The following is a 13,821-nucleotide window of genomic DNA, read 5'->3' as shown; positions in this document are numbered from 1 at the left end:
ACCTGTTTTTTGCTGCTGGGGTATGATGCTGCGCGTATTACCGATTTTTTTGGAAGATGCTAATGTAGTGTAATTTAAGCTTTTTTTCAATTGAAATTTATGGTGAAAGCTTATGTGTTATTTTCATGAAGTATAGAATTTGTTAACAATTTTCAATATCTTGGCAATGAAATCAGTGGCACTTCCTGCTTTGTAAATCGATGGGTATCAGTTAGAATAAACGCTGATTTGAGACATGATGTTTTCAGACAGGCATTGTATCGAGTACATACAATGCCTGTCTGAAAACATCATTAATACAAAAACTTATCGATATTTTAGAGAAAACTATGAGTCAATATGTTTATTCTATGCTGCGCGTGAGCAAAGTGGTGCCGCCGCAGAAAACCATCATTAAAGACATTTCATTGTCGTTTTTCCCGGGCGCGAAAATCGGCTTGCTCGGTTTGAATGGTGCGGGTAAATCCACCGTTTTGCGCATTATGGCAGGCGTGGACAAAGAATTCGAAGGCGAAGCCATCCCCATGAGCGGCATCAAAATCGGCTACCTGCCGCAAGAGCCGGAGCTGGACCCTGAAAAAACCGTGCGCGAAGAAGTGGAAAGCGGTTTGGGCGAAGTGGCTGCCGCGCAAAAGCGTTTGGAAGAAGTGTATGCCGCCTATGCCGATCCGGATGCCGATTTTGATGCTTTGGCGGAAGAGCAAGGCCGGTTGGAAGCGATTATCGCGGCAGGTTCTTCAAGCGGCGGCGGTATGGAACATGAATTGGAAATAGCCGCCGATGCGCTGCGCCTGCCAGAATGGGATGCCAAAATCGGCAACCTTTCCGGCGGTGAAAAACGCCGTGTGGCCTTGTGCAAACTGTTGTTGAGCAAGCCGGACATGCTGCTTTTGGACGAACCGACCAACCATTTGGATGCCGAATCGGTGGAATGGCTGGAGCAGTTTTTGGTGCGTTTCCCCGGCACTGTAGTGGCCGTTACCCACGACCGTTATTTCTTGGATAACGCCGCCGAATGGATTTTGGAGCTTGACCGCGGCCACGGCATTCCGTGGAAGGGCAATTATTCTTCTTGGTTGGAGCAGAAAGAAAAACGCTTGGAAAACGAGGCCAAAACCGAAGCTGCCCGCCTGAAAGCCATGAAGCAGGAATTGGAATGGGTGCGCCAAAACGCTAAAGGCCGCCAAGCCAAATCCAAAGCGCGTTTGGCCCGCTTTGAAGAAATGTCCAACTACGAATATCAAAAACGCAATGAAACACAGGAAATCTTTATTCCCGTGGCAGAGCGTTTGGGCAATGAAGTGATTGAGTTTGTGAACGTAAGCAAGTCATTCGGCGACAAACTGTTAATCGACGATTTGAGCTTCAAAGTGCCGCCTGGCGCGATTGTCGGCATCATCGGCCCCAACGGAGCGGGTAAATCGACGCTGTTTAAAATGATTGCCGGCAAAGAGCAGCCGGACAGCGGCGAAGTGAAAATCGGCCAAACCGTGAAAATGTCGCTGATCGATCAAAGCCGCGAAGGTTTGCAAAACGACAAAACCGTGTTCGACAACATCGCTGAAGGCCGCGATATTCTGCAAGTCGGCCAATTTGAAATCCCCGCCCGCGCTTATTTGGGCCGTTTCAATTTTAAAGGCAGCGACCAAAGCAAGCTGGCCGGCAATCTCTCCGGCGGCGAACGAGGCCGTTTGCACTTGGCGAAAACTTTGCTTTCAGGCGGCAACGTGCTGCTGCTGGACGAACCTTCCAACGATTTAGACGTGGAAACGCTGCGCGCGTTGGAAGATGCTTTGCTGGAGTTCGCCGGCAGCGTGATGGTGATCTCGCACGACCGTTGGTTCCTCGACCGCATCGCCACCCACATTTTGGCTTGCGAAGGCGATTCAAAATGGGTGTTCTTTGACGGCAACTATCAAGAATACGAAGCCGATAAAAAACGCCGCTTGGGTGAAGAGGGCGCCAAACCGAAACGGATTCGCTATAAGCCGGTAACGCGTTGATGGTGAGTTGAGAAGAATGCCTGTCTGAAAACTTTTTCAGACAGGCATTTGTTTAATGCAGCTTAATCATAAACAATTAAGGCGTGATGCCGTTGTTTTTCAAAATTTGGGCAATCTGCTCGCGAACTTTTTGTTGTTTGGTCTCTTCAACCAACTGTTCCCGGATCTGGCCGAAAGGTGGGATTTCAGGGCTTCGTTCTTCTGCGGCGAGTTTAATCAGATAAAACTTGTCTTTGTATCGAACCGGCTCTTTGGTGATTTCGCCGCGTGTCATTGGGGCAATGATTTTGCCGATGGCAGGATCCAGCTCCTGAGAATGAACAAAGTTGTTTGTATGCTGGTTTTGATCAGGGTAGCGTTTGATTAAATCGTCGAAACTGAGGCCTTTTAGCAATAATTCCTGTGCTGCCTTCGCTTCTTCGGGTGTGTTAAAAGCGATTTGCTGGATTTTTACCGTTCTGGCAATCTGGTCGTAAAACTTGCGTACATCGCTTTCACTGACTTCTGTTTTTCGCTCCAGATATTCGGTGTAAGCGCTGGCATATACTTCAGCCTCAATGTTTTTCAATTGGTTTTGTAATTCGGCATCTTTATCTAAGCCTACTTTGACAGCCTCATTTTTTAATACTTCCAAAGTCTGCAAGCGGCGGGTAGCTTGGCGACGGATTTCTTCACCGTCAATATTGCCGCGACGGTTTGGGTCTTGCTCTGCTTGTTTTAAAAACATGGCGGCCATGCTGTCGATGCGGGCTTTGTCAATTTCAGGAGCGGCAAATGCAACACCTGTGAAGGTTAAGGTAAGAGCGGTTAATAATGCTTTTCTTTTCATGATGTTTTCTGAAAACGGTATGTTAGCGGGCGGGTTGGATGTTGGCTTTTTGCACCAAGCTATCTACGGCTTCGGCGATGCGGGCTTCTTGCAGGTCGCTGCCGATACGCTCTTTGATTTGGTCATAAGGCGGGATGGTAATGGTGCGTTTGTCGTTTACATAAAAAATGGCATAAATTCCATTATTGTCTTGTAGCGGTTTCTCTGTATGCGAACCTTTGCGCAAATTGTGAATTGCCTGATACATAGGCGGATTGGCTTGTTGCAGGTCTTTGAGCGGAACATAGGTGGCTACGATGCCGCCGGTTTGCTTGGCTTGGGGATCAATAGAATATTTTGTGGCAACTTCTTGAAAGCTTTTTTTCTTTTTCAACTCGCTGAGGGCTTTTTCGGCATCGCCGCTGTTATTGGTAACGATTTCGCCAAGTTGCACTTCTTGCGTGCCTTTGTAATGGTTGGTCAGCCTGTCGTAAGCCTGTTTAACTTCTGTTTCGCTAACCGGATTTTTTTGGGCGACATCTGCAAAGTAGGCTTGGTTGAGCAGGTCGGTTTCATACATTGCCCATTCTTGTTTGAAGGAAGGCTGTTTGTCAGCCCCAGCTTTTTTTGCGGCTACCCGTGCTTGCTCGGTAGCTTGCTTGTATTCGTTGCTTTGGTCGAGTTTCAGTTTTTTTGCTTCTTGGGCAATTACGGTGCTAACGGCCAAACGGCGGGTGATTTCGTTGCGTAATCCCGGATTATCGGTAATTTGACCGTTGCTTTGTTGTTGGAGGTTTCGGACTACTGCATCTACGGTGCTGCTGTCTATTTTTGTACCATTTACGGTAACAACGGTTTGTGCCATCAGGCTGCCGGAAAGTACGGCGAGAATAGCGGCAAGATAGGTTTTTTGCATGGTTATACTTTCTACGGGGGATTTAGGAGTTAGGAAAAATATTCGTCGGGGGTTAATGTGCGCATGCTTAAAGCGTGTATTAAACCCTGGGAAAAAAGGTCGTGTAGAGCTTCTTTTACCATACGCTGCCGGTTTAGGCGGGATATTTGGTTAAAGCGTTCACTGACTACAGTGATTGAATAATGACCGCCGCCTTTGTTGCCGGCATGCCCTATATGCAAATGGCTGTCGTCCTGAAACTCAAACACTTGCGGATCAAGGAATTGTAAGCGGCTTTGAATAGTGTCTTGTATATCCATATATTGCGTTCAGGATAAAAGTAGGCTGAATTAAAAAACAGCTTTGAAAGGTTTGATCAATATCTCTTCATACACCCCGGCATCCACATAAGGATCTGCCTCGGCCCACGCTTGGGCAGCGTCCAAGCTTTCGAATTTGGCAATAATCAGGCTGCCAGACACACGTTCGGGGTTTTCTGGCAAAGGGTTGGGGCCTGCAGTTAGCAAGTCGCCTTGTGCTTTTAACTGCTCCAAACGGGCAAGATGGGCGGAACGGGCGGCTACTCGAGCTTCATGCACATTTTCTCCGTCGGTTGCCAATAACATGAAATATTGTTTGCTCATTATTGTTGATTCTCCAGAGGAAGATGCCGGCTTAAGTAGAAACCTTGTGCCAGCACAAAGGCCAGCATTAGTCCGGTTGAGCCGTACATTTTGTATTGAACCCACACGGCCTCCCGTGCAGGTGTAAAAGGATAGGCTACAGCCAAATTAATTACGCCCATAATAAAAAGGAAACCGATCCACATATAAGCTAAACGGTTCCAGATGATATCGGGTAGTGTCAGTTCCTTTCCCATCAAGGCCTTAAGTCCGTTTTTTTTCATAAAGTGACTGATGGCAATGGCAGCTGCGCCGGCCCAGAAAAGTAAAGTCGGTTTCCACATGATGAATGCGCCGTTTTTGAAAAGAATAGTGGCGCCACCGAATACTACAATTAAAATTAATCCGACTTTTTGCATGGTATCAAGTTTTTTATGCTTCATCCATGTGAAACCAGCTTGAATAATACCGATTACCAGGGCAACTGCAGTTGCCCAAATAATGTTTTTGGTAAGAGTGTAAGTAAGGAAAAAGAGTATAACGGCAATCAGATCACTTAAAATTTTCATAATGATAGAAAATCGCTTTAATCAATAACCAACGATAAGTTCGTGTAAATAGATAAGTATCATAACAGAGTAGAAAGAGCTTGGGCATCAAGATATGTTAAGAAAGCTTAGGGTGGATATCTCTATTCGCCTAAACTACTTTAATAGAAATTTAAAGTAGCGTTTAAGTTGCAATCGGTCATTATAATCGGAGTAAAAATATCAAGTTTGCTTGGCAATGCAGCCTAATCAAATATATCATAAGGGAGTTATTTTAAATTGCTATCAAATTTCGCAGAGTCATGGGTAATGATTTCTGCATGAATGTGTATACGTGAAAATCCAGCTTAGGGGGCAAGTTTTGAAAATCAACAGTCGTATAAAACTGATCGCATTATCCGTTTCTATGATTGTTTCTTTGGGTGCGGTTGCTGCTCCGGAAACAAATATGCCGGATGCTTCTGCGAAGCAGGAAAAGGGTCATTATACTGTTCGCCAAGGTGAAACTTTGGCTCAGATCGCCGCCCGTTTCCGCCCCGCTGATGCAAGCTTGAACGAAACAATCCGAGCATTGGTTAAAGCCAATCCCAGAGCCTTCAAAAACGGCAATATTAATTTTATCCGTGCGGGCGAGGTATTGGTCATACCTTCATCACTTGAGTTATCTAAGCTGGATGGGCAGCCTGCTATTGATAAAAGAACAGCACCTCCTGCTTCAGATTCAGCTGCAAGCCAAGTTAAGCAATTTCCCGCCATTGTTCCTGTAGAGCCGAAAACTGTAGAGCCGGTTAAACCTGTTGAATTGCCCAAGTCTGCCGAAGAGAAAAAGCCGGTAGAAATAAAAGCATCAGAAAATGTTCCGGTAAAACCGGTGCAGAAAGCAGAAGAGGTTGTTGCTCCGAAAACTGCTTCAGCCGTACAGCCATCAGCAGCTTCAGCGGAAGTTGCTAAAAAAACTCAGCCGGCCCAAGCGGAGCAAACCGATAAGGAAAAAGCAGAAGCTTTACCTCCTGTGGAAGCAGAAGAGAAAGAAAAAAGCAGATCATCTTTGCTATGGGTAGTTTTATTAGGCATCGGTTTGTTGGGGTTGTTTATCTTCAACAAAATGAAAGGCAATAAAGAACCTAAGGGTGTTCTTGTTGACGAGGATCTAAAAGAGCCTGAGCCTATAGAAAAAACAACGCAAACAGTTGCACCAGTTACTGGTACGGCGGCTGCATCTGAAGTTAAGGATGAAGAAGAGAGTATCTTTTTCAGTGATGTAGAGCAGGCGAAACAACCTAAAGAAGTGCCTGCTGGCGAAGTAGATATCGACTTGAGTGCACTAGATGATCAAGGCGGTATTGTTAGCAGTGCGGTAACAAACGATGAAGAAACCAATAAGCGCCGTGATGCAAATTGGGACGAGATTGAGTCGACTGATAGTATCTATGAAGAAGAACCGACAGCTGTAAAAGTTGAGGCAGAAGAAGATATTGTTGATGTAGAGGTTGCAGTAAGCGAAGATGATGAGTCTTCTTCTCGTATAGCTGATGCTGAAGAAGGTAAGCATGCTCCGTTAGAGTTTGATTTGCCGGAAGAGTCCGCCCATGCAGAAGTGGCAGAGGAAGTGCTTGAAGAAACGGAAGAAGTTTTAGCGGTTGAAGCATCTCCTATTTCTGAAGAAGTTGATGTTGCTCCTGAAGAAGTTGAAACTACTCCTGCTGCTACAACGTTTGAATCATCTGTAGTCAGTGAAGGGCAAGTAGAAGAACAGCTTGAGGTCGTTGAATCAGTTCAAGCAGTAGAAGAGCCAAAAGCAGAAGATGCCCATACTTTCTCTGTGTCGGATGTGGAGTCGGAAGCTCAGCAAGTGGAAATCCAACCTGAAGATGATGAAGATCCGTTAAGCCTTGATCAATCTGGATTGGTTGTGGATGCGGGTGATGCTGCAGCTGAAGAAGATTTCTCTAATACACATATTACAGAAGCAGATGATGACACCGTTATTGAATGGGATAGCGTTCAATTTGGGGATGCTGATGGAAATGTAGGTTTTGTTTCAGAGTCTGTGGGTATGACGGCACCCTTGGAAGCTAAATATGAACTGGCTCAAATGTACATTGAGATTGGTGACCCTGATGCCGCTCGCGAAACATTAAATGAGTTGGTAGAGGAGGCCAGCGGTGATATTCTGGCCAAATCTAAAGCACTGTTGGCAGAATTAGGTTAATGCCTGTCTGAAAAGATGTTTCAGAAAAGCCTGAGTCAAGCTCAGGCTTTTTTCTGTATGATGCTTGTCGGTTAGATTTTTAAGAGAATTTTGGAATGCAATAATATATGGATAAGACAATTGAGATTGATGAATATAGGCAAAGATGGGCGCTGATATTGTCTTATGATGGTAGCCGATTTTTTGGATGGCAAAAACAGGCTGAGGGTGTATTAACAGTTCAAAAAGCACTAGAGCAAGCAATCAGCAATATTGCAGGCGAACCAATTAACGTTGTTGCAGCGGGTAGAACCGATACGGGCGTGCATGCAAGCGCTCAAGTGGTTCATTTTGATGCTTTGGTAAAGCGTCCACCGCAAGCTTGGGTACGTGGTGTGAATACTTATTTACCGCAAGGTTTGGCGGTGTTGCGGGCAATAGAAGTAGATTCGCACTTTCATGCGCGTTTTGATGCGACCGGTCGCCGTTACCGTTATGTTTTGCAATCTTCTGCTGTTCGCTCACCCTTGTTAATAGGTAAGGTGGGGTGGACGCATAATGTGTTAGATATAGGTGTGATGCAAGAGGCGGTTGCTTGTTTGGTGGGGGAGCACGATTTCTCTAGTTTTCGAGCATCGCAGTGCCAGGCGAAGTCTCCGGTTAAAACGCTTTATAGTGCGAAATTAAGCGGTCGGCCTTCTTTGATGATGTTGGATTTGCATGGTAATGCGTTTTTGCATCATATGGTTCGAAATATAGTGGGGGCGCTGGTATATGTAGGAAGTGGGCGATTAACTGTACAGCAATTTAAAGATTTGATTGCAGAAAAAAGCCGTGTGAAAGCACCGCCTACGTTTATGCCTGACGGTTTATACCTAACAGGTGTGGATTATCCTGATAAATGGGGCGTGAAGACACCGCCGATACCGGATTGGCTTTGGTCTGTGTAAAAGATAATGCCTGTCTGAATTTTTCAGACAGGCATTCGAGGTAGAGTAGCGAAATTATACGTTGTATAGTTTTGTAAGACTAAACGTGTCAATGTAGAATAAATAATTCAAATTTTATCCTATCAGATAGGCCTATTTAAGAAACCGATATTTGTGAAAGGAGCTGCGAAATGGCTGCCCGCCAAGATATTCTTGATTGGTGTGACGATACCCTGCAAATTGCAAACTTTTCTGATTATGCTCCGAATGGACTTCAAGTTGAAGGTTGTTCCAAAATTGAGAGAATTGTGACTTCTGTAACTGCAAGTCTTGCAGCAATAGAATATGCAGCTGCCCAACAAGCCGATATGTTGCTTGTGCATCATGGCATGTTTTGGAGAAGTGAGCCCGTAACCATTACTGGTTGGAAAAAGCAGCGTATTGCAACTTTGCTGCAACATCAAATTAATATGGTGGGTTACCATCTGCCTTTGGATGCACATCCTGAATTAGGAAATAATGCCCAGCTTGCTAAAAGAATGGGTTGGATTTTAGAAAAACAGACGGGAGAACAAAATTTATTGAATATAGGATGCCTGTCTGAAACCCAGTCTTTAACAGTAGTTGCTGCCATGTTGGCTCATGAATTGGAGCGTGAGCCTATTGTTGTGGGAAATAACTCTAAAGAAATTAAGAAACTGGCATGGTGTACTGGTGGGGCTCAGAATTTTTTCCAACAAGCTATCGATGAAGGTGTAGATGCCTATATCACCGGTGAAATTTCTGAAGCACAATACCATCTGGCTAATGAAACAGGTGTTGCATTTATCAGCGCAGGTCATCATGCAACAGAACGTTATGGCGTGCAGGCTTTAGGCGAAGCGATTAAAAGCCGTTTTGGCGTGGAGCTTCACTATTTTGATGAGCAAAACCCTGCTTAAAATCAAAGTTTACTGTAAAACTTTACGTTATTTTAAATAATGCTTTAAGTCTATAGGCAAAATCGGTTAGAATTATGTAGTTTAATGGCTCGGTATTCCCAAATAATTTAGGACGACTAAATAAATGGATAACAAAGAAATCAACACAAGCCGCCGCCGCTTTTTAACGTTGGCAACAGCAGGTGCCGGCGGAGTGGCAGCAGTCGGCGTGGCAACGCCGCTTTTGGCCAGCTTCTTTCCGTCGGAAAAAGCCAAAGCAGCAGGAGCGCCTGTAGAAATTGACGTAAGCAAAATTGAAGCAGGCCAGCTTACAACTGCGGAATGGCAAGGTAAACCGATTTGGGTGGTAAACCGGACGGAGCAGCAGATTAAAGATCTGCCGACTCTTGACGGTGCGCTGACTGACCCTAATTCAAACGATGAGCAGCAACCGGAGTATTGTAAAAACCCGTTGCGTTCCATTAAGCCCAATATTTGGGTTTCTATCGGCATCTGTACGCATTTGGGATGCTCGCCAACCTACCGTCCCGACATTGCGCCGGCTGATTTGGGTGCAGACTGGAAAGGCGGATTCTTTTGCCCTTGTCACGGTTCGAAATTTGATTTAGCAGGTCGCGTGTACAAAGGTGTTCCGGCGCCAACCAATCTGGTTATTCCGCCGTATAAATATCTGAGTGATACCACAATCTTAGTGGGCGAAGACTAAATATAAAGGGACTCAATCATGGCAAACCAAACCAATAATGAAAACAAATCATTGTTAGGCTGGGTAGACGCACGTTTCCCTTTGTCTAAAATGATGAAAGAGCACGTAACTGAGTATTACGCGCCTAAAAACTTCAACTTCTGGTATTTCTTCGGCTCGTTGGCCATGCTTGTACTGGTCATTCAAATTGTCAGCGGCATTTTTCTGACAATGAACTACAAGCCGGATGGTAATCTAAATTCCTATCATATGCCTGCTGCATTTACTGCGGTGGAGTATATCATGCGAGATGTTTCCGGTGGTTGGATTATCCGTTACATGCATTCTACCGGCGCATCCATGTTCTTTGTGGTGGTGTATTTGCATATGTTCCGTGGTCTGATTTATGGTTCATTCAAAAAGCCGCGTGAATTAGTTTGGGTTTTCGGTTCGTTGATTTTCCTAGCCCTTATGGCTGAAGCTTTTATGGGTTATCTGCTTCCATGGGGGCAAATGTCATTCTGGGGTGCACAAGTAATTATTAATCTGTTCGCCGCTATTCCTGTAATTGGCCCTGATTTATCTACTTGGATCCGTGGTGATTTCAACGTTTCTGATGCTACACTCAATCGCTTTTTCGCCCTGCATGTGATTGCGGTTCCTTTAGTGTTGGTTGGTTTAGTTGTAGCACACCTGATTGCTTTGCATGAGGTTGGCTCTAATAACCCTGACGGTGTTGAGATTAAAAAATTAAAAGATGAAAATGGTATCCCACTTGACGGCATTCCTTTCCATCCGTATTACACAGTAAAAGATATTTTAGGTGTTGTAGTATTCCTGATTGTATTTTGTGCTGTTATGTTCTTTGCACCAGAAGGTGGAGGATACTTCTTAGAAGCGCCTAACTTTGACCCTGCGAATCCGTTGAAAACACCCGCACATATTGCGCCAGTATGGTATTTCACTCCGTTCTATGCAATTTTGCGTGCGGTACCTTCATTTGCAGGTACTCAAGTATGGGGTGTATTGGCTATGGGTGCAGCAGTAGTATTGATTGCTCTATTGCCTTGGTTGGACCGTTCACCGGTAAAATCAATTCGTTACCGTGGCCCGGTTTTTAAAGTGATGTTGGTACTGTTTATCATTTCTTTCATTGGTTTGGGTATTTTGGGTGCCAAAGTAGCAACTGATACGCGCACGATTGTGTCACAGATTCTTAGCATCATTTATTTTGCTTTCTTCTTATTAATGCCTATTTATACTAAAAAGGATAAAACTCTTCCAGTTCCGGAACGCGTTACCATGAGTAGTACACGCAATAAGGTATTATTCTTTGTATATGTTGCGATTACCGTAGTAGGTTCATATCTCTTCGCGACTTTAATTTGATGAGGGCAGTAAAAATGAAAAAAACTTGGAAAAACTGGTTTGCTGCCTTGTTATTGGCAGCGCCGATAAGTATGGCAACCGCAGCAGGTGGTGGCGATTATCCGAAAGTAGAAATTAATTTAGGTGATGAAGTGGCTTTGCAGCGAGGCGCGCAGATTTTCACGAATTACTGTCTTTCATGCCATTCTGCTACAGGCATGCGTTTTAACCGGTTGCAAGACATTGGGCTGACTGAAGATCAAATCAAAACGAATCTGATGTTTACTACTGATAAAGTTGGTGATGTGATGCAATCTGCCATGGCGCCTACTGATGCGAAAAAATGGTTTGGTGCAGAACCACCTGATCTAACATTGATTGCACGTTCCAGAGGGGCAGATTATTTATATGCTTATCTAAGAGGGTTTTATAAAGATCCAACTCGCCCAACAGGCTGGAACAATACAGTATTTGATAAAGTAGGTATGCCACATCCTTTATGGGAGCAACAGGGTGTTAAAGCAGTTGAGTTAGATGATAAAGGTCAGCCTGTATGGGTTAAGGACGAGCATGGCGTTCTGGTACCAAAGCTTCATTGGGAAACAACAGGTTTACATAGCCGCCGTACACCTGATGGTAAAGTTATTGAAAAGGAATTTGATAACTATGCTAAAGATTTGGTAACGTTCTTGGTTTATATGGGAGAGCCAGCTCAATTGCAACGTAAGCAGTTAGGTTACATTGTCATGATATTCTTATTTGCTGTTATGCTTCCTCTGGCATATTTCCTGAAAAAAGAATATTGGAAAGATGTACACTGACTTTAGTAGGTTATATTTAGAAGAAGCGAAACTTTAAGTTTCGCTTCTTTTTAGCTTAATTGCGTGATTAAGCTAAATTAAAGTGGAATCTTGAGTATAGATGATGCTGTTACTGAGTAAGTGGTTTAACTATGAGAAGATATGCCCAAGATGCTTTACTATGTTAGTTTTCCAAAAAACGCAATGCCTGTTTGAAATATAGTTTTCAGACAGGCATTGCGTGCGATTTCGTTAAGCTTTATTTAATGTTTAATTGAATATTCCGAAAGTACTGGGCTCAAAAGCACTGAGCTAAAATTTAGTCTAAATTTATTATTTACTAGCCATTTTCTCATCTTTACACGAATGAGGAAGTTTATTTTAGTGATAATAATAAGTCACGGAATGTATTAGGATCCTTAATAAAAGTCATCTCACCTTCTTGTGGGAAATAAAAGTCTAATAATCTCGACACCCAGAAGCGAACACAGCCAGCACGTTGCGCTATTGGGAAGTAGTTTTTTTCTGTGTTACTGATGGGACGGACACTTTCATAGCCTTGAAAAAATGCAGCCTTTAATTGTGGATCAATTAAATTTTGGGAAGTGCGAGCCCAGTCATTAATTGCAATGGCTAAGTCATACATAAAATTACCATTGCAAGCATAATAAAAATCAATAAATCCAGTTATATCATTACCATTTAATAATACGTTATCTTTAAATAAGTCTGCATGAATAATGCCGCTGGGTAAGTTAAGGGAACAAGAAAAGTGTTTATCAATATAAGCAATCTCAGATTCCAAGAGTTGCGCGTCACTATTCTCTAATACAGGTAACAATTTTTCAGCAGATTTTTTCCACCATTCTATGTGCCTGGGGTTGTTCATGCGCATAGGAAAGGATTGACCTGCAAGATGCATTTTGGCAAGCATAACGCCAGTATTAAAACATTGGGAATCAGTTGGCCAACTGATATTACTACCGCTTAAGCAGCTGACAATACACGCGGGTTTTCCTGCTAGTGTTGAGTCAAACTTGTCGTCCTTTCTTTGTATAGGCAAAGGGCATGCGACGCCAGACTCATTTAAGTGTTTTTTTAATAGAAGAAAAAAAGGAAGTTCTTGTTGTTGCAATGTTTCGAATATCGTTAATACGTATTTACCTAAAGTGGTTGTTAAAAAATAATTACTATTGGTTACACCTTGAGCGATGCCTTGTAAAGAAACAAAATGACCTAACTCATAAAATGTTAAAAGGTCATATATTTCATCATTAGAAACATTGGTATAAACAGACATTTTTGATTTTAATGGAATGAAAAAAGTTAATTGGTAATGATAAAGACCCTAAATGATAGAGTTTTAGAAATTTTAAATACCATCAATGTGGTGATTAATACAACTATTTTCACAAGGCAACTTGATCGTGTCATGGTTGTTGTATAAATGTTTTAATGGCCTACGCTTAAATTAGACTATTATAACCTCGAGTAGTTGGAATAGATAACATTATCTAAATAAAACTTTAAATAATTTATTTTTATTGAGGTGTTCTTTAAGCCTACGATTGTGAAGGATATTTCATATAAATTTTGCTGTTACGTTTGGAAATACTTGATGTTAGAAGCTGTTGGGGTGGACTAAGTGGGCTAAGCTATATTTAGTTTTTCTGTGGAAGCTATTCTAAAATTTTGTCCTGGATCCACTTTATAGTTTGCTGTGATGTTATTGCGTGGAAGGCTCTTCAATTTCTTCCATTTCAATTTCTTCCATAATTTATCGAAAGTTCCAGAAATTCTTGAGTAAATTTATTTATAGAAGTTATATTAATAAACAGGCTGTAAACTAAATTCTCATATAAAACATTTGTTTAGTGTTTGTTGGGTATATTTGAGTTGTTTTGGGTGTTGACGCTGGTTGGGTTGTTGGGTATAGTTCGGTTTCTTCGCTGCTGCTGCAGTGATTCACGAACTGGTTATTATAGCACAAGCTGTTTTGATTGGTTCGCGCTCTTTAACAATACAGATTA

13 protein-coding genes are annotated in these 13,821 nt (G+C 43.0%); 7 read left to right on the top strand and 6 right to left on the bottom strand.

What is annotated here, in order from left to right:
• Window positions 1-329: 329 nt before the first annotated feature.
• Entirely contained in the window at window positions 330-2,003 is a 1,674-nt protein-coding gene (gene ettA / locus AKG09_RS08030) for an energy-dependent translational throttle protein EttA (protein WP_054618936.1), read from the top strand.
• Window positions 2,004-2,079: 76 nt separating this feature from the next.
• On the opposite strand, the gene AKG09_RS08025 is transcribed toward ettA, so the two are convergent.
• Genes AKG09_RS08025 through AKG09_RS08005 form a run of 5 tightly spaced genes read right to left on the bottom strand, consistent with a single transcriptional unit; the run spans window position 2,080 to window position 4,898 of the window.
• Window positions 2,080-2,832 (bottom strand): peptidyl-prolyl cis-trans isomerase, encoded by a 753-nt coding sequence (locus AKG09_RS08025; RefSeq protein ID WP_054618935.1) that lies wholly within the window; start codon window positions 2,830-2,832, stop codon window positions 2,080-2,082.
• 22 nt (window positions 2,833-2,854) lie between these two features.
• On the bottom strand, window positions 2,855-3,727 hold the full coding sequence (locus AKG09_RS08020; RefSeq protein WP_054618934.1) for a peptidyl-prolyl cis-trans isomerase: 873 nt from the start codon (window positions 3,725-3,727) through the stop codon (window positions 2,855-2,857).
• Between the two features lie 29 nt (window positions 3,728-3,756).
• Window positions 3,757-4,026, bottom strand: coding sequence for a BolA family transcriptional regulator (locus AKG09_RS08015; RefSeq protein ID WP_054618933.1), 270 nt, complete (start codon window positions 4,024-4,026; stop codon window positions 3,757-3,759).
• A gap of 30 nt (window positions 4,027-4,056) precedes the next feature.
• On the bottom strand, window positions 4,057-4,350 hold the full coding sequence (locus AKG09_RS08010) for a YciI family protein (protein ID WP_054618932.1): 294 nt from the start codon (window positions 4,348-4,350) through the stop codon (window positions 4,057-4,059).
• Window positions 4,350-4,898 (bottom strand): septation protein A, encoded by a 549-nt coding sequence (locus AKG09_RS08005; RefSeq protein WP_054618931.1) that lies wholly within the window; start codon window positions 4,896-4,898, stop codon window positions 4,350-4,352. The genes AKG09_RS08010 and AKG09_RS08005 overlap by 1 nt, the downstream gene beginning before the upstream one ends.
• Before the next feature lie 313 nt (window positions 4,899-5,211).
• Here AKG09_RS08005 and AKG09_RS08000 point away from each other — a divergent pair, with 313 nt between their 5' ends.
• From AKG09_RS08000 to AKG09_RS07975, 6 genes are all read left to right on the top strand, one after another.
• Window positions 5,212-7,089: a FimV/HubP family polar landmark protein gene (locus AKG09_RS08000; RefSeq protein WP_156320823.1), complete on the top strand. Its 1,878-nt coding sequence runs from the start codon at window positions 5,212-5,214 to the stop codon at window positions 7,087-7,089.
• Between the two features lie 107 nt (window positions 7,090-7,196).
• On the top strand, window positions 7,197-8,018 hold the full coding sequence (gene truA / locus AKG09_RS07995; protein WP_054618929.1) for a tRNA pseudouridine(38-40) synthase TruA: 822 nt from the start codon (window positions 7,197-7,199) through the stop codon (window positions 8,016-8,018).
• A 170-nt stretch (window positions 8,019-8,188) separates the two neighbouring features.
• Complete coding sequence (locus AKG09_RS07990) at window positions 8,189-8,938, top strand: Nif3-like dinuclear metal center hexameric protein (protein WP_054618928.1); 750 nt, start codon at window positions 8,189-8,191, stop codon at window positions 8,936-8,938.
• A 124-nt stretch (window positions 8,939-9,062) separates the two neighbouring features.
• On the top strand, window positions 9,063-9,644 hold the full coding sequence (gene petA / locus AKG09_RS07985; RefSeq protein ID WP_054618927.1) for a ubiquinol-cytochrome c reductase iron-sulfur subunit: 582 nt from the start codon (window positions 9,063-9,065) through the stop codon (window positions 9,642-9,644).
• 18 nt (window positions 9,645-9,662) lie between these two features.
• Window positions 9,663-11,012, top strand: a complete 1,350-nt coding sequence (locus AKG09_RS07980) for a cytochrome bc complex cytochrome b subunit (protein WP_054618926.1) — start codon at window positions 9,663-9,665, stop codon at window positions 11,010-11,012.
• 14 nt (window positions 11,013-11,026) lie between these two features.
• Window positions 11,027-11,812, top strand: a complete 786-nt coding sequence (locus AKG09_RS07975; RefSeq protein WP_197272133.1) for a cytochrome c1 — start codon at window positions 11,027-11,029, stop codon at window positions 11,810-11,812.
• Between the two features lie 355 nt (window positions 11,813-12,167).
• On the opposite strand, the gene thrB is transcribed toward AKG09_RS07975, so the two are convergent.
• The gene (gene thrB, locus AKG09_RS07970) at window positions 12,168-13,091 is read right to left on the bottom strand and encodes a homoserine kinase (protein ID WP_054618924.1); all 924 of its coding nucleotides are present in this window, start codon (window positions 13,089-13,091) and stop codon (window positions 12,168-12,170) included.
• Window positions 13,092-13,821: the final 730 nt, after the last annotated feature.

It is taken from the genome of Neisseria sp. 83E34, assembly GCF_001308015.1.
GTDB lineage: Bacteria > Pseudomonadota > Gammaproteobacteria > Burkholderiales > Neisseriaceae > Neisseria.
This window is presented reverse-complemented; position numbering and strand designations above follow the sequence as displayed.